At 41.6% G+C, this 25409-nt stretch carries 19 protein-coding genes; 18 read left to right on the top strand and 1 reads right to left on the bottom strand.

From position 1 onward, the window contains the following. Nucleotides 1–606 precede the first annotated feature (606 nt). The 3 genes from B1L02_RS18405 (at nucleotide 607) to B1L02_RS18395 (ending at nucleotide 5536) form a co-directional block, all read left to right on the top strand. Entirely contained in the window at nucleotides 607–1962 is a 1356-nt protein-coding gene (locus B1L02_RS18405) for a radical SAM/SPASM domain-containing protein (RefSeq protein ID WP_010607032.1), read from the top strand. Between the two features lie 127 nt (nucleotides 1963–2089). Continuing rightward, nucleotides 2090–2308 (top strand): hypothetical protein, encoded by a 219-nt coding sequence (locus B1L02_RS18400; protein ID WP_010607031.1) that lies wholly within the window; start codon nucleotides 2090–2092, stop codon nucleotides 2306–2308. Between the two features lie 291 nt (nucleotides 2309–2599). Then, nucleotides 2600–5536, top strand: a complete 2937-nt coding sequence (locus B1L02_RS18395) for a S8 family peptidase (RefSeq protein WP_088532196.1) — start codon at nucleotides 2600–2602, stop codon at nucleotides 5534–5536. Between the two features lie 171 nt (nucleotides 5537–5707). On the opposite strand, the gene B1L02_RS23840 is transcribed toward B1L02_RS18395, so the two are convergent. Further along, entirely contained in the window at nucleotides 5708–5878 is a 171-nt protein-coding gene (locus B1L02_RS23840) for a hypothetical protein (protein WP_157757261.1), read from the bottom strand. A 941-nt stretch (nucleotides 5879–6819) separates the two neighbouring features. On the opposite strand from B1L02_RS23840, the gene B1L02_RS18385 reads away from it, so the two are divergent. From B1L02_RS18385 to B1L02_RS18320, 15 genes are all read left to right on the top strand, one after another. Next, nucleotides 6820–7002: a hypothetical protein gene (locus B1L02_RS18385; RefSeq protein ID WP_010607028.1), complete on the top strand. Its 183-nt coding sequence runs from the start codon at nucleotides 6820–6822 to the stop codon at nucleotides 7000–7002. Between the two features lie 81 nt (nucleotides 7003–7083). Continuing rightward, a complete protein-coding gene (locus B1L02_RS18380; RefSeq protein WP_100215558.1) occupies nucleotides 7084–8499 on the top strand; it encodes a radical SAM/SPASM domain-containing protein in 1416 nt (471 codons plus the stop codon). Nucleotides 8500–8538: 39 nt separating this feature from the next. Then, complete coding sequence (locus B1L02_RS18375; RefSeq protein ID WP_088532194.1) at nucleotides 8539–11388, top strand: insulinase family protein; 2850 nt, start codon at nucleotides 8539–8541, stop codon at nucleotides 11386–11388. Between the two features lie 44 nt (nucleotides 11389–11432). Next, on the top strand, nucleotides 11433–12359 hold the full coding sequence (locus B1L02_RS18370) for an ATP-grasp domain-containing protein (RefSeq protein WP_088532193.1): 927 nt from the start codon (nucleotides 11433–11435) through the stop codon (nucleotides 12357–12359). Nucleotides 12360–12437: 78 nt separating this feature from the next. Beyond that, nucleotides 12438–12581, top strand: a complete 144-nt coding sequence (locus tag B1L02_RS23835) for a hypothetical protein (protein WP_157757260.1) — start codon at nucleotides 12438–12440, stop codon at nucleotides 12579–12581. Nucleotides 12582–13692: 1111 nt separating this feature from the next. Next, nucleotides 13693–15054: a bifunctional UDP-N-acetylglucosamine diphosphorylase/glucosamine-1-phosphate N-acetyltransferase GlmU gene (glmU, locus tag B1L02_RS18365; protein ID WP_088532192.1), complete on the top strand. Its 1362-nt coding sequence runs from the start codon at nucleotides 13693–13695 to the stop codon at nucleotides 15052–15054. A 159-nt stretch (nucleotides 15055–15213) separates the two neighbouring features. Beyond that, nucleotides 15214–16458 (top strand): HlyD family secretion protein, encoded by a 1245-nt coding sequence (locus tag B1L02_RS18360; RefSeq protein ID WP_088532191.1) that lies wholly within the window; start codon nucleotides 15214–15216, stop codon nucleotides 16456–16458. A gap of 17 nt (nucleotides 16459–16475) precedes the next feature. Next, nucleotides 16476–18614, top strand: a complete 2139-nt coding sequence (locus B1L02_RS18355) for a peptidase domain-containing ABC transporter (protein WP_088532190.1) — start codon at nucleotides 16476–16478, stop codon at nucleotides 18612–18614. A 167-nt stretch (nucleotides 18615–18781) separates the two neighbouring features. Next, a complete protein-coding gene (locus tag B1L02_RS18350) occupies nucleotides 18782–19969 on the top strand; it encodes a hypothetical protein (RefSeq protein ID WP_088532189.1) in 1188 nt (395 codons plus the stop codon). Between the two features lies 1 nt (nucleotide 19970). Continuing rightward, nucleotides 19971–21038 (top strand): sensor histidine kinase, encoded by a 1068-nt coding sequence (locus B1L02_RS18345; protein ID WP_088532188.1) that lies wholly within the window; start codon nucleotides 19971–19973, stop codon nucleotides 21036–21038. Next, nucleotides 21007–21795 (top strand): LytR/AlgR family response regulator transcription factor, encoded by a 789-nt coding sequence (locus B1L02_RS18340; protein ID WP_088532187.1) that lies wholly within the window; start codon nucleotides 21007–21009, stop codon nucleotides 21793–21795. Before B1L02_RS18345 ends, B1L02_RS18340 begins: the two co-directional genes overlap by 32 nt. 346 nt (nucleotides 21796–22141) lie before the next feature. Then, on the top strand, nucleotides 22142–22726 hold the full coding sequence (locus B1L02_RS18335; RefSeq protein ID WP_088532186.1) for a hypothetical protein: 585 nt from the start codon (nucleotides 22142–22144) through the stop codon (nucleotides 22724–22726). A gap of 16 nt (nucleotides 22727–22742) precedes the next feature. After that, the gene (locus B1L02_RS18330; protein ID WP_088532185.1) at nucleotides 22743–23438 is read left to right on the top strand and encodes an ABC transporter ATP-binding protein; all 696 of its coding nucleotides are present in this window, start codon (nucleotides 22743–22745) and stop codon (nucleotides 23436–23438) included. Then, the gene (locus B1L02_RS18325) at nucleotides 23438–24655 is read left to right on the top strand and encodes an ABC transporter permease (RefSeq protein WP_088532184.1); all 1218 of its coding nucleotides are present in this window, start codon (nucleotides 23438–23440) and stop codon (nucleotides 24653–24655) included. The genes B1L02_RS18330 and B1L02_RS18325 overlap by 1 nt, the downstream gene beginning before the upstream one ends. Continuing rightward, nucleotides 24648–25409 carry an outer membrane lipoprotein-sorting protein gene (locus tag B1L02_RS18320; protein ID WP_088532183.1) on the top strand — a complete coding sequence of 254 codons (762 nt, stop codon included), beginning with the start codon at nucleotides 24648–24650 and terminating at the stop codon, nucleotides 25407–25409. Before B1L02_RS18325 ends, B1L02_RS18320 begins: the two co-directional genes overlap by 8 nt.

Raw genomic sequence — 25409 nt, 5'->3', positions numbered from 1 at the left:
TTCACCAGCTCATGATGCGATGAAACGATATCAATAAGCTTGAATTAATTGTGATGTGTGCCTAGTTGATTCTGGTGTCATTTTTACACTCAAATTGCAATGTTTTGGTTGTGTGATTCAAAAAATCTGCAATTTGAGGGTAGTAAGATCGTTTATATCTTCAAGTAATTCAATAAATTAAATTGGTTTCAGGAGCGACTAAGTAATATGCACTTCTTCACTGTTGTGCCCATTATTTTGTTGCTTGCTTTCTGACAAATCGCTTTTTACTCAATGCATTGTTGAAAGATGATGTGATCCCACCGTGGGATTACCTGTAAGCAGTTTGCTTTTTAACCGCTTCATCAGAGGTGGTGTACTATCATCTGAATTCGAGTGCTTAGTCTCCCAAGCGTTAACCTGCTTCATTATTACTTAATGAAAACAGAGCTAAAAATCCCGCTAATTTTTATCAAACTCTTATTTTTTGAAAAGCTATTTTTATCTTTTTGTTTTTAAACAATAAATTTATTTATTGTAATTTGCCATACAAATTTTTGACTGACATCATTGGACCTAAGTTTGAGACGCTATGACATTTGGCGTGTTTGAAATGGGGCATAAGGCATGACAAATACATTAGAAAACGCTGGTGTGAAGGTTCGAGAGTATGATCGGAGCACCTATGCTGTGTGGGAAATTACCTTAAAGTGTAACTTAGCCTGTAGTCATTGTGGTTCTCGTGCGGGTGATAAACGAGCTGATGAGCTGTCGACTACGGAAGCGTTCGATTTAATCAAACAGATGGCTGATCTAGGCGTAAAGGAAGTGACCTTAATAGGTGGCGAAGCTTATCTACGTCCTGATTGGTTGATGATTGCGTCAGAAATAAAAAATAAAGGTATGAGAGTCACCATGACGACTGGAGGTTACGGCATTTCCAGAGGAACCGCAAAGCGCATGGCTCAAGCGGGCATTGAAGCAGTCTCAGTTTCTATTGATGGTCTTGAAGATGAGCATAATAGTATTCGTGGCAAGTCTGATTCGTGGAGCCAATGCTTCACCACATTATCTCAATTTAAAGATTTGGGAGTACATACTGGAGTAAATACTACAGTAACAAGAAAAAGCGCAAAGGACCTTCCTTTATTGTACGAAAAATTAATTGATGTCGGCGTCAAAAACTGGCGAATCCAATTGGCCGTGCCAATGGGGAATGCGGCTGATAATAATGAGATGTTGATGCAACCTTATGAATTACTCGATCTGTATCCATTATTGGGGTTGCTGTCAGTTCGTGGCAGAAAAGACGATCTCATAATTCAACCTGGTAATAATGTTGGTTATTTTGGTCCTTATGAGCGTTTGCTTAGAGGGACTTTTATGCAAGAGAGTAAGTACTCGTTTTATACCGGTTGCGTTGCGGGACAAGGAGCTATCGGCATTGAAGCTGATGGCAAGATCAAGGGATGTCCATCATTGCCGAGCGAAGAATATACAGGGGGTAACATCAGGGAACGTACATTGAAGGATATTTATGAAAATGCACCAGAGCTGAATTTTAATAGTCAAGAAATGGACGATGCGTCGATTGCACATTTGTGGGGTAATTGTAAGGGATGTAAATACGCGAAACTGTGCCGAGCTGGTTGCAATTGGACCGCTCATGTATTTTTTGGAAAGCGAGGAAATAATCCTTATTGCCATCATCGAGCATTAACTTTAGCTGCCAGCGGTTTACGTGAGCGCTTTCAGCAGCGCGTTGCGGCTTCAGGTATCCCGTTTGATCACGGTGTATTCGAAATCTATGAAGAATCAATCTCTGCGACATCTAATGACAACGTAAATCGCTTCACTATTCAGGGTATAAATTTTCCTCCTTCTTGGTTGGCGACAGACTCTAATCTGAGAGAGCGATTAAATAGCGAGAAATTAAATGCAATTCATCAATACAGAGCGTTAGGTTTAGCTAAAGCTGTGTGAGTGAATAAAAGTCTGTGGCGGCAGACTTCTAGGTGTAAATGATAGAGGCACCAAAACTTAGCGGTTTACCGCAAAGTATACTCTCGAAAGTACAAGCTCTATCAATAAATGTAATAAGGAAAATAAAATGAGAAATAAAAACTACGATATGCAAGAGCTGAATAATGCAGCCGAGTTACTTGAGTTAGTCGAAGGTGGCACATTGCATGATAATGGCTTAACACCTGTTCCTTGGGATTTTCCTCGTGTTATTCCTGACCCTATTGACCCAGTAAAGCCTCCGTTTCAAATGTCGTACGGTATCTGGATCCCACCATATGATTTAGCTAAGTACTCTTTGAAATAAGCAATGCATAAGGGCGGAAGAGATTTCTTTTGCCTCTTTGTTACCTCATATCCCAACTGTTTACTAGGGTCACAAATTTTCATCAGCAATAGCATTAGGCTTTCTTAACTAGTTGATAGTGCTCTGGACAAATCGTGCGCTCTAGTCTTTTGATTTAATCACAACGACTACTTAACAAGCTACTGTCCAATAAGCGTCTCTCAATTATTAGCTGAATACTTCATATGGTGGAATAGGAAATAGAATAAACCCTTCAATACTTTGAAAAAGATAATAAAAAAGGAATAGAAGATGAAATTTAGTAAACTTGCACAAAGTTTATTATTGGCACTTTTGCCCGTAGGGCACTTATATGCATCTGGAGCCGATGAGAATACAACACCTATTGTTGTGAGCTACACTCAGGGAAATTTACCCTCAGAATTTGTTGCGCGGTCAACGCTGTTATCTTCAGATGGTGTCCGTACTTATGCTTCTCTCACCGTTACCCAGAATGAACTTGACTCTCTACTTGTAGAATCACTTAATCAAGGTGGTTTACTGCGGATTGAGGGAAATCATAGGTATCATTTCCCTCAATTACTTTCTCATAATGCGGGTGATAAATCGCAAAATCAGCTTAACTGGCAACAGTTAACAAAGCTTTCTAAACTGGAGGTTCAGACCGTTGGTACAACGAAAGTGTGTCTGATCGATTCAGGTGTTCAACTTAATCATTCCCAATTAAACTCAAAGTTATTTTCAGGGCTGAGTAGTGAGTATGCAGGCTTCTGGTATCAAGATGCGATTGGACACGGAACTCACCTCGCTGGACTACTTACCGATCCTGTTTTTGCGAACGGTGAAATATCCGTTGAAGTACGAAAATTATTACGATCGGCTAATGGTGAGAATTCTATTATTCGCGATTCAGACCTAATTAGTGCCATAGAGCAATGTGCAAATTCAGGTGCTCAAGTGATTAATATGTCGCTTAGTAGTCCATACTTTTCATCTGCTACTCGAGATGTGATCGATAGACTTGCCTATGACAGAGACATTATTTTTGTTGCTGCTGCGGGAAATCACGGGATACCTCAATCAGATAAAGGTGACTACCTAGCGTTTCCAGCGGCTTATCGAAATGTGATCTCCGTTGGCGCGATCGATGAAAATACGGATCTTGCATATTTTTCCGCTGAGAATGCCAGTATTGATTTAGTTGCGCCCGGTGTGAATATTCGTTCGACAATGACGAATCGTAATCGAGTGACTGCGGTGAGCAATAATGTAGGAAATAAACTGCACTTTGTTCAGATTGATAATGGTACTCAGGACTTTCCAAATGAATTGAGCTTAGTGGAAAATTGCTTGGTAGCGCTGCCTAAAACGCTATTGGATGAGCATGATGCACAATATACTCTATCCCCTGAAAGCAAGCAGTGGTTAAAAGATGCTACAGACACATGTGCTGATGCTAACGGTAGTGGGATAGTATTTACTTATGATGTTGGTATTGCAGATACTACCATTAGCAAGATCGATTTTAGCACAAGCTTCCCGACTCTACTTATTCCAAACTTGACGTTAACACACGGAAGTTCAGAGACATTCGATTTACAGGTTGATGTAAATCAGTCTGAGTATGCTGTTTTATCCGGCACATCACAAGCAGCAGCCATTGTAAGTGCTGGTATAGCCAAGCTCAAATCAGCTAACCCTAATGCGGATAGAGAAGCGCTAATTCAAGCGTTATTTGGCAGTGCCGAAGACCTGGGGCAACAGGGCAGAGATGGTAAATTTGGTTTTGGATTAGTCGACTTTTATAAAGCAAACCAAGTATTAAATGGCGAGATTGAGTTACCGGAGCAAGGTGTAAATCACTGTCCTGCTTCTTGGTATAGTAATCGCGCGTATACACAAGGGGAGCGTGTTGCTTTTGGCCGCTTTGTTTATGAAGCGAGCTATTGGTCAAAAAATCAAAACCCTTTATTCTCCGATGGTGATTATGAAGCGTGGAGCTATATCGGTGAGTGCGATAAAACTCAACCTAGTTATACCGCAGACTTCGATAGTGACTATGCCGGTTCTGGTTACCAGTTATCAGAAATAGAACGAATCACAGTGGTTTATTCATGTGAAAGCTACACACTAGCTTGTGGTGGAGGTAATTCTGGTGGCGGATTTGGTGGCTTCATTAGCTGGGGTTATGGTGGTGGTTCAGGTTTTTCTGACGGCGGAGGCGGAGGAGGCGGCTCATCATCAAGTAATCAAAATAGTCAAAAAGAGAAAGAAGCTAGACAATTTAAAGAAGATGCAGGCGATATTACTAACGTTGTCGCGCAATTCCAGTTGAAGCTAAAGCAAATATTAAATGGCCTAGACCCAAATAGTTCAGCCTATAAACAAGTCAATGGAATGCTTCAAAACTTAGGTAAACTCGCCGATAGGCTCAACAGTGGCGTACAAGGTTTTAGTCACGCTTGGAATGGTGAGGGTCAAGAAGCGTTAGCTGAGGCACTTGCATTTGTGGTTGCCGCTAAAACTGGTAAAACAATCGATGCAGCTGGCAGAATGTTAGGTAAAAACCCTGTAGTTGCTGTTGGCAAGGCTGCAGTCTCTGTTGGGTTCAGCTACGCGGCTGGTAATAGTGTTGAAACAGCTGTTGAAAATTTTGTTTACGATACGTATGTCAAGGATGCGATGACTGCTGCTAGCTATTATCAAAAAGTCGTGAATAAAGGAAATGAAATACTCAATGACATGCGCTGCGGTTATCAGCGGGTAACTAGGCCCGATATGTTATGTCGAGAGCATCTGAGAAGCATCGATCTGCTTGATAACACGTACATTGTTATGCTTGATCTAGATAACAATGGTGTTCGCTGGCAGTCCGCGCAAGCAGACAGAGAGATTTCCTTAGGTCAAAGTGACGGAATGTTATTCATAGACTTTAACGGAAGCGGCGAGCTCGACAGTGTTAATGAAGTGCATTTTGGTCATGCAGATACTCAGTTGGATACTTTATTGCTATTAGATAGCAATCGCGACTTGAAGATAGACGCATTAGATAGCAATTTTGACCGTCTAATGGTTTGGCAAGATCTTAACGCGGATGGTCGAGTCAATTCGGATGAATCTATCTCTGCGGCTAGTTTAGGGTTGGTAATCCATTTAGAAACTCCAAGCTTACAATTTACAGCGACAACTCATAGCGGTCCGGTAGGACTAATTAAGAGTAAGCAGTAATCGGCAAGCAGCCATGGAATGCTAGTTATTTTGTGGCTGCATATTTTCCATAGTTTGCAGTAATATCAACTTAAAAATAGCAGTAAAGGGAACATCAATCGTGGACGATCACATACAAACCTCTCCCCGAGGGGAGTCTACACTGGTAGATGAAGTAAACACTACGCAATTTTACTTTTCAATTAAAGTATCTCGTCTATTATTTGCATTAGTCGTTTTTTTCGGCATATCAGCTTGGATGTCGGAGGGGATATACTCACCGCAGAGCGCAGCGTCGGCGTTTAAGTCTGAACTTCTCAGTAACCCTAAAATACTTTTTTGGTTTAGCTTATACTGTGTCACTTTTATGGTCTCGGCTGGGTTTTACTTGTTGGTTACGATTCAAAATAAGTTGGTTTTAGATGTCAAGAATTGCACGATTGTGATTTCTTATCTGTTTTTGCGAGACAAAACGATCCATTTTGAAAGCCTTGATAGCTTATTGGTATTTCAAGATGAACATGAGCCATCTTTATTTGGCTTACATTGCCAGGACAAAGACCAACGCAGGGATAAATATCTAAGTAAGGGTATATGTTGGAGACTAGCAGAATCGCAATTGGCAGCATTTCTTCAAGTGATTAAAAAACACCGATTAGATCTCGGAGTTTCGCCTTGGGATTGAAGTGTACCAAACATAGTAAGCATCACTCTTACGAGATTATTCATAAACTTTTCCAAACTCCTTTCGCATCACACGACTGTTGATCTTAGTAGGTCATACTTTTGAATGGCCATCATCATTTTATCTCTCTAGGCCGTACGCTCATGTTATAGACACTGAATGATTAATGGGGGCTCATCAACTGTCTCTCATCTGTCAAAGTGTTTAGTTTGATTTTTACATTAGCTGAATATCAATATCAAACCAATAATATACTCTTATTTGGCCATAATGTTGGTGCTTAAGGTTATGATAGTTATAGTTAAGTTGTTTTTTTCCTTTGTTTGATTTAAAACTTTTTTAGCAACAATATTGAGCCATACCGAATTGAAGAGATGTGTTATTTACCTTTCACACTTTGCAACTTTAAGTCGGTCTGGCAAGTGGCTGTACTCAACTCTACTTCTCCACTTTGTCTGAAAATCGATTACCAAAAAAAGCGAGATAGTATCAATCTCAGCGCCACAAAAGGACAGTGGTTCTGTGTTGGTTGGAAGATCTAGCGATGCCTTCCATTTGAAGCTTCAAACTTGGTAATCAAACTACATGTTATTTGTTAAAAATAAATTAGGATAATAAAATGAAAGACTTACATCAAAATATGCAAGATGTTACCGAAGCAAAAGAACTACTTGTAAAAGTAGAAGGTGGTCTATCACCTATCAAATTCCCTGGTGATGACAAATTACCACCTTGTGACTGGTGGGTTTGCCCTCAGCCGCTATACGGCGTAATCATCGATCCTCCATTTGAAAAGTTCTAAGAACGTTTCGAATAGATCGTGATTGTGTTGGTGGCGCGTTACGCGCCACCAATAAGACTTGAGCTACTAGGGGTTAAAAATATGTCAGTCAATATGGATAGTGCAGGAATAAAAATAAAAAAAGAAGCACGCCAAACTTATGCCGTATGGGAAATTACGTTGAAATGTAATTTAGCGTGTAGTCATTGTGGCTCGCGAGCAGGAGACAGCAGAGTAAATGAACTCTCCACAACAGAAGCATTAGACTTGGTCCATCAAATGGCTGACCTAGGCATTAAGGAAGTTTCACTGATTGGTGGCGAAGCCTTTATGCGCCCAGACTGGTTGATGATAGCTGCTGAAATTACCCGCTTGGGTATGAAAGCATCAATGACAACTGGCGGCTTTGGCATTTCTGAAGGAACAGCTAAACGTATGAAGCAGGCTGGTATTTCAACAGTTTCTGTTTCTATTGATGGATTAGAAAAAGAACATGATTTGCTCCGAGGAAAAGTTGGAGCTTGGAAGCAATGTTTCCTGACTATTGAACGATTGACCAACGTAGGAATTAATGTTGGTTGTAATACTCAGATAAATCGTTATTCGGCAAAGCAACTGCCTTTGCTTTACCAGAAACTTGTAGATGTGGGTGCTAGAGCATGGCAATTGCAGCTAACAGTACCTATGGGTAATGCTGCAGATAATGATGAAATGCTATTACAGCCAAATGAATTACTTGACGTTTTCCCTCTAATTAACTTTCTATCCGTTAGAGGTAGGCGTGATGGCTTAGCTGTGCAAGCTGGCAATAACATTGGTTATTTTGGACCTTATGAACGTCAGCTTCGAGATAATAAATCCACCCATTCTGAATGGGCTTTTTATAGAGGTTGTGGAGCCGGTCAGAATACACTCGGTATAGAAGCTGATGGGAGCATTAAGGGCTGTCCTTCATTACCAACAAATGCATACACTGGCGGTAACATTAGAGAGCGTTCACTACGCGATATCTATGAAAATACTGATGAGCTTAGATTCAACGATATTAATAAACCTGAAGATGCGACCAAACATCTTTGGGGAGAGTGTGCAACCTGCGAATTTGCAAAGGTTTGTCGTGGCGGTTGTAACTGGACCTCTCATGTATTCTTTGGCAAGCGTGGAAATAACCCATATTGCCACCACCGAGCTGTAAAAATGGCAGTTAGAGGTAAACAAGAGAGGTTTTTCATTCGAGAAAAAGCGTCTGGAGACCCATTTGATCATGGGGTATTTGATTTAGTTGTTGAAGATTTCAAACCTTTGGATCCACAGGACACTTCTGTATTCAGCTTAGCACAGGCGCAATTTCCTGAAAATTGGCTTGAAGCGGACCCCAATTTGGTCAGGCGTTTGTTTACTGAAAGGGGCCTTGTTATGAAGCAATACGTTGACTCAGGTATTGTACCTAAAGAGGAATCTCCTTGGTTCGATAAAACCCAACGAGAAGCACTGATGTCTAGTGCTGTGCCAGCCTAAGTAATTATAACACCGATAAATTCTAGAGGTATGTGAGTTATGTTTAACAACAGACTGTCTTTAGTCGCTTTGGCACTAATTTCTCTTAATGCTACAGCACAAAAAAATACTACGATAACGCAACTGACTTCTGCTGTACCATCTGATATTGCACAGTCTCAATTTATCAAAAGTGTGCAAGATGACAGAAGTTATGATGAGCTCGTATTGGAAAATGGCCTACGAGTTGTGGTTGTCTCAGACCCCAGTATTTCAGAAGCTGCTGTAAGTCTGACGGTTGGTGTTGGCCAATATCATGACCCTGAATCTTATCAAGGGCTGGCGCACTTTCTGGAACATATGATCTTTCAGGGATCTAAGGCTTACCCTAAGCCAAATGCATTGAAGGATTTTATTAGCAAGCATGGCGGACAATATAATGCCGCCACTGAATTGCAAATGACGAGTTACTTTTTTAGTTTACCGCAAGATAAATTTGATACTGCATTGACGATGCTTAGTGATGCAATCGTTAATCCTCTTTTTGATAAAGAAAATATTGATAATGAAATCAATGCAGTAGATCAAGAGTGGCAACGATTGAGGCAACAAGATAGCTTCGTGATTAACCGTACGGCCGCTGCAACCGTTAATCCAGAGCATCCAATTAGAAAGTTCGGTGCAGGCAATAAAGCTTCGTTAAAGAGTAAATCAAATAAGAATGACCTCTATGCCGCGATGGCTAACTTTTACAAGCAGTATTACTCTGCAAACTTAATGACAGTGACGCTAGTGGGAGGGGAGTCGACTGGCGAATTAAAATCGTTAGCAAAAAAGCACTTTGCAAAAATAAAAAACTTACAGGTTGAACCCCCAATTATTTCAACACCGGTATTTACAGAAGCTACACTAGGCCAAGAAATCAAGCTCCAAACCAAAGTTGCTACCGATCTATTACTATTACAGTTTCCATTGTCTTCAAACTTTGCTAATTGGCAATTTAAGCCAAATGCGTACATTCAAATGTTATTGGCTTCTCAAGAACCGGGGTCCTTGGCTGCTACGCTGACTGAGCAAGGGTTAATTGAAATGATGCTACCTATGTTGATACCCAATAGCTACGGCCTTGAGGGTACTGCGCTGGTACAATTTATGTTGACTGAAAAAGGCAAGATGCATCAGGAAAAAATAGTCGCAGCATTTTTTGATTACGTTGAACTCATTAAGGAAACTGGGATAACTGAAGGATACGCCGCTGAGCTAAAACAAATGCTTAGTGGTCAATTTGAGAGCTACCAAAAGCCTCCCGCGCTTCATTTGGCAATGCAGTTTAGTCGTATGATGCAAACTGTACCTGCTCGCGATATCCTTCATTTTGATACTTATTTTAAAGGTTTTAATTCAGCAGCCATTCGCGAAAGTTTATCCAATCTCACCATAGAGAAAGCCAGAATATGGCACATTAGCGACGATGAAAAAACGGGCACTTCTTTGCAATATGCACAAGGTAGCTACCATGTTGCTCCTTTGTCCGATTCGGCGAAAAAAAGTTATGCAGATTCAGGGTTGAACTTTAAGTTGCATTCGCCTTCTGTAGAAGAAAAGGTTGCTACACAGCTTGTTAAGCAAAGCAACGAGCTACCTAGCCAAGTTGTTGCATCAAAGGGTATTAGTGCTTGGTTGAAAAATAGTGAACATTTTACACAGCGTCAGGGCGTTTTAGGTATATCCATTGAAAGTGCAGTACTTAATCAAGATGTGAAAAATCACACGATGCTGAACTTGTTAAATGTGATGATGATAAGAGAGCTACAAAGGTTGGGGACACGTGCTCAACAAAGGCATCAGATAAATCTGATGGCGATGCAGAATGCGCAAGGAAATTTAGCGATCACTCTTTCAGGAAAAACAGGAAAGCAAGATTATTATGCAGAGCAGCTTTTTAAAGCAATTACCGGCATGGAAATTTCGGAATCTAGACTTGAAGCTGCGAAAAAGTTGTATTTAGAATCTTTAGAAAATCTAGATAAATTGCCGCTTGCGTATCAGTCGGAACTGCATTTTGGTCGACAAGTTAAGACTGAAGCGATGTTGTGGACAACAGAGCAGGTTATCGCACAACTTAAGCAAGTTAATACCAAGGAATTAGCTAGTTTTCACAATAAGTTAGTAAGTAACACTTACATCGATATATTTGCATTTGGTGGTTATGACCAAGCTGATGTGCAAAGTCTTGCGTATAAAGTAAGAGAAACTTTTGGTCCAACGTCCCAGACCCAAAAGCCACAGATTACAACCAAATATGCTCCTCAAAAAGGTTATATGACGAATGATAAACAGCGCTCTTCACTGGATAACGTTTATTATAGAGAGAGTTATATTTACGCCGAAAAATCCGCGCCCACGTATGCGGCGCTTATGGTGTTGAACCAGTTTTTTAATAGCTCAATATTCAATACTTTGAGAACTGAAAAGCAAATGGCTTATGCGGTAGGGAGTAAAGCGTTTAAGGTACATGATTATCCAGCTTTCAGTTTATTTATTGAAAGTGCAAATACCTCGTTACCAAAGATTAAGTCCGAGTTTGATAATTTCATTATGTCATTTTATCAAGGACTTGAAAAAATGGATGAGAAGGAGTTTGAGGTTGTTAAAGATGGATTGCTTGTCAGTTTAAAAAAGCAGCCTGAAAATGTATTTATTGAATCTCAGCGTTACTTCGAAGACTGGTTGAGTGGTAGGCTCGATTTTAGTTCTCGAGATGAGCTGATACATCATCTGAAGCGTGTGAATAAGTCACAAATTATTCAAGCCTATCAGCAATTATTAATTGACTATCAGGGTGAAGTGCAATTGCTTCAAATTAAAGGCCCGAATTCTAATAGTGAATACTTTGAATTTGAAGAATAAATTCTGCTGTAACGCAGGCCAGTATTGCGAGGCTTAGAGTAAAAATGGCAATTATTGTTATGGGACAAGTTGAAGATGCTCATACCCAGCATATGTTTCAACAGTTAAAGCGCTGTCGAGATGAGGTATACCATTTTCAATCACATGATTTTCCGTCAAAGTGTCAGTTGAGTTTTGATTTCGTAGATAATAAACATTCGATAAGTCTAGCCTGTGGAACACAGATTTCTCTTGATGATATTGAGGCTGTGTACTGGCGAAATTTTTCTGGGGTGAGTGATGAATCGACACGTGAGAATGTGGGCAGTTTGGATAGCTTAGCAGCACAGGACAGCATGGCTACTATCCGCACTTGGATGCAATTAAACAATAGTACTCGCTGGTTTAATAGCTGGGCGGCATATCAATATCATTTGGAGAAACCGAGGCAGTTGGCCAGAGTAAAAGAGCTCGGCTGTCTGGTGCCTAGTACTTATATTGGTAATGAGCTTCAAGCGATCCAAGCGGCATACAAGGCTTTTGATAAAGCGATATTCAAACCAGTTTATGGCGGTGCATATACGGAATGGCTAACTGCTCAGCATATTGACCCAGAGCATGCTCTCGTTGCCCTGCAAAAGTCACCCATCACTGTGCAAGAGTATATTGAAGGCACAAATGTACGTACATTTGTGGTTGATGGCAGAGTTGCTTCAGTTGCAATTGACAGCAACAGTGTTGATTTTAGAGAAGATGATCTTGCAAGTATGCGATTGGTCAATACGCCCTTAAGTATAAAGAACCAAGCGATCGCCGTAACGAAAGCGTTGCAACTTAACTGGACCGCGATTGACTGGAGACGAACGGCGACTGGTGAGTACTATTTCCTTGAAGCTAATCCCTCTCCGATGTTTCTCGGTGTAGAAGAACGCACTGAAGTGCCAATCACAAAATGGCTGATAGATGCGATGACAGAAAGAAAAAAGAAATAATTTTAACCGTTTTGGTATAAATCGGGTGGCGGCCCTCTCGTATCAAAACTTACTTGTAGATGTAATAAGGAGAAAACTATGCATCCATTTTCATTAAATAAAGCGCAGCAAAAGAAAGTAAACGGTGGTTTACCTATTAAAGATCTGAAGAAAGAGACGCAGCCTGCTGGTTGTGTTGAAGGTGGCGGTATCATTCCACCTGATTTCTTTAAAGATATGTAATTAAAAAAGAGCCAGAGTGTACGCTTTGGCTCTTTTTTTATACTTTTTAAGTAAGCAGTCTTTAAAACTATTATTTTTTGGATTTTTAAATGAAACCGTAGTTAGCGTGACTAAAAATGGTAAAGTTTATATAAATCAATAAATTATTGTTATGGCGCAGCAAAATAAAAACCCAAGTCATTCTACAAGTGGAAATTCTGGTGATTGAGACCGTGACCAAGACCAGCAATCATCTGACGACAAACCCCTAGGAGATGCTCATGATGATGGCTATGGCGGTGATCAGGAGTGTTATACAGCTTATACAAACTCTGGTGATGGTGACGTTGAGCAAGTAACCTGTATGTAATAGCTAATGATAACAACAAGGACAGCGATAGTTTTGCTGTCTTTATAACACAAGGGGTTAGATATTGAACTCGAGTTATTTATTAAAGTTTATATTTTCTGTGGTCTCTTTTAATGTTTTCTACTTACTTTTTACTCTTTTCTTTGAAAGAGACTTTGACTTTTATGTCTCAATTTTTGGCAGTTTTGGTATTCTATTCTCGATATTTGTTTTTTCATCCGAAGATGAGTGAGTTAATTGTTTTTAACGAACCTGAGATTAACAAAAACTAAAATTGCCGTTGAGTTGTGAAGTTTATCTTACTCGGTAATGTATTGGCTCTATGCTTTTGGTAACTCTACCTACGAAACCGTTGTATAGCTATTTTTGAGCTCTTTCATTATCTTCAGTGTTTCCGTCAGCTTAGTTGTCATGCATATCATGGGATCACTATAATTGGCGCACAGTGTTGGAGATTCATCTATATGTGGCTGGTGTAGGTTGATGAGCTGTTCGATGCCCATTGAAAGGAACGCTCTCGATACCGGATAAAAAGCTGTGTGCGGATAGACACTCTCATAATCAATAGTTTCTTTTATAGCCGGATACTCTCTTACGTTTCTGAACAATCCCCGCTACAATATTGCAAAATTTGTACTGAGTAAGTACTTATCTGCCTGCTAATTTTAGGTATCGCGATGCACATAGAAGTGATGGCGTTAAAGGCGTAAGTATAGAAAAGTACACCTGTTTAACTGACACAAGAAAAAGGATCCTGTGTTCATGCCATTAAATACAATTATTCTGGCTGCGGGTAAAGGCACCCGCATGCGCTCAAAACTGCCAAAAGTACTTCACCCTATTGCGGGAAAGCCGATGGTTCAGCATGTTATCGATAATGCGGTGTCTCTTGGAGCGCAATCGACCAATTTAGTATTCGGACATGGTGCGCAGCAATTAAAAACTGCTTTGGCACATAATGAAGTAAATTGGGTGCATCAAGCTGAGCAGTTGGGTACTGGTCATGCTGTCGCGGTAGCAAAGGAGCATATCGGTGATGACGATAAAGTACTGATCCTCTATGGTGATGTGCCACTCACAAAGCTGAGCACGCTACAGCGTTTGCTGGATGTGACGCCAGATAATGGCCTTGCTGTACTCACTGTTGATTTAGCAAATCCAACGGGCTACGGCCGTATGTTACGTGAAAACGGCAAATTAGTTGGTATTGTCGAACAAAAAGACGCGTCTGCTGAGCAACTTGCCATTACCGAGATCAATACAGGCATAATGGCGGCAAATGGTGGGCTACTTAAGAAATGGCTTGGACAGTTATCTAATAATAATGCACAAGGTGAATACTATCTCACTGACATCGTTGCGATGGCGCACAGTGAAGGGATAGAGATTACTTCTGCACAGCCTGATGACGAAATGGAAGTTGAAGGTGCGAACAACCGTGTGCAGCTTGCTGCTTTAGAGCGTGCTTATCAGGCTTGGCAAGCAGAAGCTTTGATGATTAACGGTGCAAGTCTAGCGGATCCTGCTCGTATTGATGTGCGTGGACAGGTAACCACAGGCCAAGACGTTTTAATTGACGTAAATGTGGTGTTTGAAGGTAACGTAGAGATCGGTGACGATGTCGTTATTGGTCCAAACTGCGTACTTAAAAACTGTAAAATCGGCAATGGCGTAGTTATTAAAGCCAATACCCTTATCGAAGATGCGTTGGTCGCAGATAAGTGCACTTTAGGTCCATTTGCTCGCTTGCGTCCTGGCGCGATAATGGAAGAAGATTCTCATATCGGTAATTTCGTAGAGATGAAAAAGTCTCGTTTGGGTAAAGGTTCAAAAGCTAATCACTTGACCTACCTTGGAGATGCTGAAATTGGGGAAAAAGTGAATATTGGTGCTGGGACCATCACTTGTAACTACGATGGCGTGAATAAGTCAAAAACCATTATTGGTGATAATGCTTTTATCGGCTCAAATTCATCCCTAGTTGCACCGGTTGAAATTGGCAGTACGGCCACGATTGGGGCAGGTTCAGTGATTACCTCAAGTGTTAAAGATGAGCAGCTGGCAGTCGCGCGAGGAAAACAGCGTAACTTGGATGGCTGGCAGCGTCCAATTAAAAAATCATAAGATTATTTAATTTTTAATATCATAGAGATAGTGATAAATTTCTCTATACTTAAATAAGGCAAGCGTGACTTGCCTTATTTCATTCCTTTCTGTTACCACCCGTGGTACATTGTATTTTCAATAAAAAAATATTAACAATAATATTACCCGATAAGTGCTATGGAAAATTTATTTCGCCGTGAGGTGTTAGAGCATAAACAGCACCGCTTAGAGGGCACAATTAGCTTAATCCAACCGCCCGTATTTAAGACTCTGGGATTACTCATTTTAACGGTTGTGATTTTAAGCATCGTGTTTCTATCAAGTGGTAGCTATACCAGAAAGGAAAGAGTATCTGGCGTTATTGAGCCCAGTGGTGGGCTGTTGCGTGTTGCTGCAATGCAACAAGGTGTGGTGTCTGAAGTGTTGGTCAAAGAGGGCGAACAAGTCGCTGCTGGGCAACCTTTGCTGCGAATTGCATCTGCAAAACATAGCACCGAAGCCACTGAGTTGAATCAAGCATTACTGAATCAATATCGCTTTCAGCAAAAGAATTTACTACAGCAGATAGGGCAGCTGCGAGGTCAGTACCAGATTGATATAGAAGAGCTACAGCAACAAGAAGCAACCGCAAAAGAAAAGCTAAAAGAACTTGAGAGCCAAGCAACCACGTTCCAAGAGCGGCTACTTCTTAATCAAGACTTAGTATCGCAAATTGCGACGCTAAAAGGCACTGGTTACATTTCTGAACTAGAATTGCAGCGCCAAAAAGACACCTTGCTTTCATTAAAGCAGCAAGCTTCTTCAATCCGTTCAGAGCGTATAGCGCTTGAATCGCAGCTTAAAAACATCAAGAGTCAATTGGCGAAACTGCCGATTGAGCATCAAAACCGAATTTCTCAGCTGCAATCACAGCAAGCGGACTTATTGATCCAGATATCATCCATTGAACAGGAACGACTTGGGGAAGTCCGCGCGACGCAGTCAGGAGTGGTGACAGGATTGCTCGCTAAGCTTGGCAAAAATGTCTCCATGGGTCAGCATTTACTGACCCTGATCCCTGAACATAGTGATATGCAAGCAATTGTTTATATCCCAACTTCGGCTTTTGGTTTTATCAAAGAGGGACAGGAAACTAAACTGCGCTATCACGCATTTCCCTACGAAAAGTTTGGCATTTACAAAGGAAAGATTGTAGAGCTCAGCAATAGTGTGATCTTGCCTGAGGAAACCAACATGCCAGGTATCATCCAAGAGCCTGCGTACCGCGTCGTAGTTGCGCTGGATGAACAAGCGGTAAAAGCATATGGTAAAGATACGGCCTTGCGTGCAGGTATGACGCTGGATGCGGATATAGTGGTAGAAGAGCGCTCTTTATTGCGTTGGTTGTTCGACCCAGTATTTAGCATTAAAGGCCAATTATAAGAAGTAAAAGGGTTGATATGGAAATGGAACATGAAGGCGCAGCCAATAAGTTAGAGTTTTGGTCGCGGAAATCTTTACCAGTGATCATCCAATCAGAAGCGGCAGAGTGTGGCCTCGCGAGTCTTGCTATGGTTGCTGGATATCACGGCTATCACACTGATTTAACTCACTTAAGGCAGCGTTTTAGTATTTCAATCGAAGGCTGTACGCTGCTCGACATTATGCACTTTGCTGAAAAGCTCCATTTAACTTCAAGGCCTCTGCGAATTGAGCTTGAAGATCTAGATGCGCTGCAAACACCGGCAATTTTACATTGGGACATGAACCATTTTGTGGTGCTTAAGAAGGCCAACGAAAAGCGCATTGTGATCCATGATCCCGCTGGTGGCGAAAAAACCTTTACGATGGAAGAAGCCTCCAAGCATTTTACTGGCGTGGCTTTGGAGTTAACGCCAACCAAAGACTTCGAAAAGAAAGAACAAAAAGCGAGTCTTAGATTTTCCGATTTTTGGAGCCGTATTACGGGCTTAAAACGCTCGTTGTTACTTATTTTTATGCTTTCCATTTTGCTGCAAGTGTTTACGCTAGCAGCACCCTATTATATTCAGCTGGTTATAGATGATGTCATACTTACTGGTGACACCTCACTCTTGACGGTGCTTGCGATTGGGTTCTTTTTAGTACTGCTTTTTGAAATCGCCACCAATGCACTGCGTGGCTTTACCTTGCTGCACTTTGGTAATCAGATGAATATTCAATTGGGGGCGAACCTATTTCACCACTTAGTGCGCTTACCCATCGCCTATTTTGAGAAGCGCCATATGGGAGATGTCGTGTCTCGCTTCGGCTCTCTTCAGCAAGTAAAGCAGCTCCTTACAACTGGGGTCATTGAGGCGATTATTGATGGCTTAATGGCGATTATTACCTTAGCGATGATTTTCTTTTATAGTCCTATGCTATCCGCTGTGGTGTTGGTGGCTGTGATCACTTACGCGATTATCAGAATGGCCATGTATAAGCCATTTCGCAATATCAGTGAGCAAGAAATCATGGCGCGCGCGGAAGAAAATTCCAACTTTATGGAAACGGTACGCGGGATCCAAACGATTAAATTATTTGGCTCAGAAGTAAAGCGAGAAGGACAGTGGCAAAATCGCTACGCTAGTGCGATTAACCACAATATCCGCTTGGGTAATTTTAAAATTGGCTATGACGCGATTAACCGCGCGCTATTTGGTATTGAGAATATCATTGTGGTTTATTTGGCGGCGCACTTGGTAATTGCAGGTGGATTTAGTACCGGTATGCTGTTTGCTTTTATGTCTTACAAGCGCCAGTTTATGGATAAGACCGCAAATCTTATAGAAAAGCTCATTGAGTTTAAGATGTTAGGCCTCCACTTTGACCGTATCGCTGATATTGCTTTAACGGATAAAGAAGAGTTACAACCAGATCAATATCGCAAACTGAATATCGAAGGCAAAATTGAAGTAAAAAATTTGTCGTTCGCATATTCAGACGCAACACCAAATGTTATTGAAAAACTAAACTTAACAATCAATGCGGGCGAGTCAGTAGCAATTACAGGGCCTTCTGGTTGCGGTAAGTCGACGCTACTTAAGTTAATGCTGGGGCTAAATAAACCATCCAGCGGTGAGATTCTGGTGGATGGTATATCTCTTAGCCAAATTGGCGCGAGACAATACCGCCAGCAGATTGCAGCGGTAATGCAGGATGATGAGCTTCTATCCGGTACTGTGGCCGATAATATCGCCTTTTTTGATTCACCAATCAATATGGAAAAAGTGGTGCATTGTGCTCAATTAGCAGCTATCCATGATGATATCAGCGATATGCCAATGGGGTATGACAGCTTGATTGGTGACATGGGGTCGAGCTTATCTGGAGGACAGAAACAGCGGATCATCTTGGCGCGTGCCCTGTATAAAGATCCGAAAATTCTGTTTATGGATGAAGCAACGAGTCACCTTGATACGGGGTTGGAAGAGGATATCAATGATGCGGTGTCTCGGTTGAAGATAACGCGTATTATCATCGCGCACCGAAAAGAAACCATTGTCTCAGCGGATCGGGAAATCAAGCTCAAAAAGCCTGAAAAGATGAACGCAGAGGTTGAAGAGTCTACCTCGGAATAGAAGTGATGGAGCAAGCCGCTACGATGCTTGCTCCACGCTTACAGTGATTTTGTGTGCTGCAACCGTTTATCACGCTAGTGCACCATTTATCTGAACATGATTCGTTTTGTCGCTTTGTCTCCAATTGGTGTTAGCACGTCGTATGCTACTCATATATGGAGGGCATAATGCAAAAACGAATTAACCGCTATTTATTATCTGCAATTCTCACTGCTGTAAGTTACTCAGCCAATGCAACCGCTGAGTTTGATACAACTTGGCGCATGAATATCCAAGATCTTAGTGCCAGCAATAGTAGAATCTTCAATGAACAAGATACCACTTCTTGGTTTACTGCGTTAGATATTAGCTCTGAATTTAAAGGGATTAGAGTGGCAGCCACAGCAAACTGGATAAAAACAGGCGGGGTGTCTGAACTCGATTTAGAAGTGTCTGAGGCTTACTACGACTTTACAGTTGGGGATTGGTTTGCGTCAGTCGGTAAGAAAAAACTGGATTGGGATGTTGGCTATGGCTTTCGCCCTCTCGATATGTTTTCTCCTACGGATTCTCTTGCGGTGTATACCGCTGTGCCACCCGGAGCCTGGATGGCCGTGGGAGACTATTTTACCGAGACGGGTAATATCAGTCTCGTATGTAATGAAACTACCCCTGATTATTTAGAAAAAGGGGTAAAAGTGGCCGCGAGTTTAGGCTGTGGTGGTCGTTACTATCAATACTTCGATGATTTTGAAGCGCAGGCGGTTGTGCACTATGACGAAAAGCTAGGCGCGAGAGTCGGCGGTAGTGCGCTAACTGTTATCGGTGATAGCTTAGAGATTCACGGCTCATTACTTTGGCAACAAAAACATAGAATGCCGGTGTTTGATCAAGGTGCGTTGCTGTCAGATTACTTTGTTCCTTCCGTTCAAACGCAATGGCAGCGTGGTAGTGTTCAAGCTCTGATGGGCATCAATTACAGTTTTCGTTTTGGGATGACTCTGATTGCTGAATATTGGCACGATGGCCGAGCACCGAGTAATGCACAGTGGCGCAACTTGATTGCGGTTGCAGATGGAAATATGGATCGCCACCAGTTACAGGTAATGCGAGGGCACTTTGCCACCCAAAATCTGTTTAGGGATAACTTGATGCTGCATCTTAGAACCTCATCCACAGCTTGGCAGCCTACCTTAACTTGGGTTGTAAACCCTAGTGATAACAGCATGTTGGTAGATGGGAAGCTGTGCTATAGTGGCTTCAAAAATCACTCGCTGTGTGGCGGTGTTAGGCAGTATGGAGGCGGTGATGAATCCATCTATGAGCAGCTTAGCTTTGACAAGACATGGTACTTTTCTACGGAACTAAAATTTTAATATGGGTCAGACAGTCGGTTCACCATTTAGTGGTGACAATTGGAAGAAAAATGTTCGGTTAGCATGTATATGCATCCTAATCGGATTGGTGATTTACGCAATTGGGTGGGCTAAGTACCCGGTGATCTCGGTACTGATCTCTCTTGGGGTTGGGTTTACCATTCGATTATCTCGATTTTGGTTAGCGACAAATTACCCTAATATGAAGCTGGCTACACAATATGCCGTCGCGCTGATTTTATCATTTTTAGTCTGGGGCTTAACGCCTATTCTGCTGAGTGTAATAAAGAGTTCTGGTGGGTATGTTGATGATCTACAGCAGTATTTAGGGATTTTTTTTGTTGGTGGCTTCATCATGGTGGTAGTAAGTTTTATCTACTACCGCAGTGAACAAACCTCTCAATTAAGACGTTCTCTTTATCAGTTTGAACTCGAGCAAGTGCAGAAAGATAAGCTATTACTCGAAACCCAACTTAGGCTACTTCAATCTCAAATTGAACCGCATTTTCTTTTTAATACACTGGCGAATATCCAAGCGCTGATTGCGGTTGACGCGAAGCAAGCGAGTAAAATGCTATCAGCGTTAACTTCCTTGTTGAGGCAAAGCCTTGATCGAACTCGAACTGAGTGGCTGACACTTGGGCATGAGCTCAGATTTAATAAAGCTTATTTGGCTATACAAAAAATTCGACTAGGCGATCGTCTCCATATTGAGTACGATGTGACAGATAAAATCACTGACGATATTTTGTTTCCACCGATGTTGTTACAACCGATCATAGAAAATGCGGTAACACACGGCATCGAGCAGATTAAATCAGGTGGTACGCTGAAACTAATAATAAAGCGTGCTGAGCAGAATGTGATTATTATCGTGTCGAACGATTGCAATATCGGGGGCAGTAAACGCAAGGGCACTAATGTCGGCCTGAAAAACGTGCAACAGCGAATGGAGCAACTTTACGGGGATCAAGCGAAGCTAGTTTATGACGATAGCCAAGCGGGACAGGTTCGCGTAACTTTGGAGGTACCTATTAATGTCTCAACTCATAAAAGCGGTAATCGCTGACGATGAGCCTATTTTAAGAGCACACTTAAAAATGATGCTGGAGGAAGCTTGGCCAGAGCTGGATATTGTCGGCCAAGCTGCAGATGGTGAAGAAGCATTGACTCTCGTGGAGGCTTTTTCACCTCAGGTTGTGTTTTTGGACATTAACATGCCTGGCATCGATGGCTTAGAGGTATCTAGGCAACTGTGTGAACAAGCGCAGCCACCTTATGTGGTTTTTATCACAGCTTATGATGAACACGCGGTGGTGGCTTTTGAAAACCAAGCCATTGATTATCTATTAAAACCGATTGAAGAACCTCGTTTAGAGCGGACTGTTGAGCGGCTACAAAAGCTATTAAATCAACAATCACCAGAGTTAAATCAAAAAGCTCAGCTGGGTGAAATTTTTGAAGAACTGCTTGAATCAGCTCAGTCAGCCGCGACAGGAAACTACCTGAAGTGGATTAAGGCCAGCAAAAATAATGAACTACACGTCGTTAATGTCTCAGACATTGACTATTTCATTGCGGATAATAAATACACAGAAATTCACACTGCAAAAGGCACTTATTTGATAAAAACAGCAATTACAGCGCTGGAAAATGAGTTAGACCCTGAAATGTTTTGGCGTATTCATCGAAATTGCATTGTTAAAGTAGAAAAAATTCAACGTGTAACTAAAGATGAACTCGGTCATGTCTACGTAGACCTAAAAGATAGCGACGATAGATTGGCGGTTAGCCGCAAATATCAAGCGCTTTTTAAGCAGATGTAATGTTGTCTTCCAATGCTGAGATAGAGGACTCTCAGCATCCTCCCCATAGCTAATCTAGCCCGGATAACTCAGACCCTTCTAACACCCAGATATAGTGATAGCTGTGTTGAATTTACTGTTGTACCGTGTGATTCTATAGCTAACGTGAGTCGCTGAAATTTAAAGTTATCTAGGACGATAAGTTAACTCATTCCTTATTCACACCTGAGGTTAATTAACCCCACTTCACTTTATCTTGAATATTTACCATTTATCCCACTTAAGTGCAGGTTATCACCTCATTTACCGCGAGATACTTTCTTTTCTTATGATGCTCATATCAACAGAAAAACGCAGGGTAAAAGTGATGACAAACAAATCAATCATAACAGTCGCAATAACAGCAATGAGCTTCTTAAACTTAAACGTCGAAGCTGCAAACACCATACCTGAGCAGGTAATCGAAGCCTACCAAGCGGGTTTACAAGGTTCGCAAGAACAGAACCAATTGGCTTTTAATGCGCTAAAAGAAATCAATGACAAATCGCCAAACCCAGTGGTGTTGGCGATGTTAGGCAGTGCTGAGACAACCCAAGCTCGTTATACCAACAAGCCGTGGCAAAAAATGCAATTCGCTGAAAAAGGGATGGCCAAGTTATCTAAAGCCATCAAACAAGCGAAGTCTTTGCCTTATCCATTACAGGCGCGAGTCAATGTGACCGCTGGATGTACTTTTGCTCAGGTTCCAAAGATGATGAACCGTACAGAGCACGGCAGTTATCTGTTGAAAAAAGTGATTAATGAAAGTGAGCAATTTAAACAGCTAGCACCTTCTTTACAGATTAATGCGTATCGTTGTGCAGCCGCCGCTGCTGAAAAACTGGATGATGCAGAGCAAGCAAAAGCGATGGCGGAGCAAGCACAAAAGCTCCAGCAAGCTCAGACTAAATAGCGACAAGGACGTTTCTATGCTTCGTTTTGAAAATATTCGAAAATCGTACACCACAGGTGAGGTAACGGTTGATGCGCTCAAAGGGGTTTCTGCACATATTCATGCCGGCGAAACCGTTTCTTTGTGCGGCCCATCTGGTAGTGGCAAATCTACACTACTCAATATCTGTGGATTACTTGATGAGCAGTATCAAGGAGATATATGGATTAATGACCAGCCTGTACCGAAGAAAAAAAGCTTACTAACACAGATTCGAAGAGAAAAGCTGGGGTTCATATTTCAACGCTACAACTTAATTCCTGTGATGTCAGTGTTCGAGAACATTGAATATCCGCTGTTGATGTTAAATCTTAATAAACAGCAAAGAATGGATAAGGTTGTTGAAATTGTCCATAAAGTTGGCTTGAAAGATCATATATCTAAACGTCCAGATCAGTTATCTGGAGGTCAGCAGCAACGTGTCGCGATAGCCAGAGCACTAGTAAAAAAACCAGAATTAGTGATCGCAGACGAGCCCACCGCAAATTTGGATACGTCTACAGCAAACATGGTAATGGATTTAATGCGTGATCTAGGTAATGACATGGGCACAACTTTTATTGTCGCCACTCATGATCATCGTATGACAGATCGCTGCCACCGAGTGCTAAACCTTGCGGATGGCCACATAACCGAGCAGTTACAACAAGAAGATAACAGGAGAGCAGGATAATGCGTTGGGTAGTATTTGCTTTTTTTAACGTACTGAGAAACGGACGACGTTCACTGTTCACAATTTTGGTTGCTGCGGTAGCGGTGGCCGCGATTTTAACGACCAGTGGATTTGCGCTGTTTACCTATCAATCATTGGCTGAGAAAGCTGCAAGGGATGAAGGTAATTTCATAATCAGCCATAAAAAACTGCTAGAGCAAGAAGAAGATATGCCCTTACAGTACGGGTTGTCAGACACTGAATTACTGCAAAATCAACTATTAGAAGATGAGGGGGTAAAAAATGTTCTTCCTCGGATCAACTTTAACGGCCTGATTTCAAATGGTGAAAAGAGCTCTATTTTCATCGGGTTGGGAGTTGAACCAGAAGAGTTTATGGTTAAAGGACCTTTCTTAACCATGGTATCTGGTCAAGCATTATCGAGCTTTAGTGAGCCAGAAGCTGAGTCGCAAATTGTGCTGGGTAAGGACTTAGCTCGGAGTTTAAAAGTGGCTGTGGGCGACTATGTCACATTAATGTCAACCACCACCGATGGCGCGTTAAATGCCTTTGATTTCCAAGTTCGAGGGATCTACACCACGGGAGTGCCGGATTTAGATAAGCGCCAGCTATACATCAAGCTTAGTGATGCTCAATCTTTACTCTACACAGATAAAGTTAGCTCGCTTTCAGTGTACTTATTTGATTTGGATAGTACCCAAAGTACCGTTGCGCAATATGAATCAAGAGATCCCTCTTTGGTCTTTATTCCTTGGTGGGAGAGAGCATTTTACTATCAATCTGTAAAAGACTTGTATAACCGGATATTTGGCTTACTGGGTGGAATTATGGTGTTACTGGTGTTCTTTTCTATCTCAAACACGATGGCCATGACGGTGACTGAGCGTACAAGGGAAATTGGGACCGTCGCGGCAATGGGATCTTACCAATGGGAAATCATCAGAAACTTTATTCTTGAGTCCAGCATCATTGGCTTTTTAGGTGCCGCAATCGGCATTGCAATCTCAGCCTTTGTCGCTTGGGGTCTCGTTTATCTTGGATTAGAAATGCCACCACCACCAGGCAGTAACCAAGGGTATCCACTGACCATTACATTTTCATGGGAAATAGCACTGAGTGTAATGGCAATAATGATTTTAGTTTGTGTACTTGCGGCATTCAAAGCGGCATACAAGGGTAGCGCAAAACCAATAACGGAGGCCTTAAGCCATGTTTAATAAACTCAGCAAAACTCTACTATCTACAGCGGTATTCGCGGTTGCCTCATTTAGTGTTTGTGCTTCGCAGCTGACCGAAGCTGAGGCACAATCCGCCCTATTACAAGTTGATGCTTTTAGAAGTGAGTCAGCATCAGTGAAGGTATCAGCCACTGTAAAAGCTTTTGATGAAGATGTTCTTAAGCATACAAAACAATATGATGTGTATTCATCATCATCGAAGCGTTCTTTGGTTGTGTTTAAATCTGACTCTGAAAAGGGGCAAAAGGTACTGATGAAAGGCAGTGATTATTGGATGTTTATGCCCAAAAGTCGCCGTCCAATTCGAATTACTCCAATGCAGAAGTTGCTTGGTGAGGCATCGTTAGGAGATATTGCAACGCTGAGCTGGAGTGAAGATTATCAAGTTAAAAGCGTGGCACATGCAGAAGGCGTTATTCAGCTTGAACTACAAGCTAATTCACCCAAGCTAAGCTATCAAAATATTCAGCTAGAAATCGATCAAAACGATTATTTCCCCAAAAAAGCAGCGCTTTATTTGCGCTCAGGTAAACATGCTAAAACAGCCTTTTTTGAACGCGGTATTCGCGATAACAAAGTCAAAGTTGTGGCAATGACTTTACAAGACAAAATGCAAAAAGGACAAAAAACCGTCATTGCTTACGATGCAGTACAGCAGATTGAAGTTCCAGACAAACTATTTAATCCACAGATACTGATCCGTAGTGATTTAGACCAGTTACTTACCGAATAG

This window comes from Pseudoalteromonas piscicida, from assembly GCF_002208135.1.
GTDB classification, from domain to species: Bacteria; Pseudomonadota; Gammaproteobacteria; order Enterobacterales; family Alteromonadaceae; genus Pseudoalteromonas; species Pseudoalteromonas piscicida_A.
This window is presented reverse-complemented; position numbering and strand designations above follow the sequence as displayed.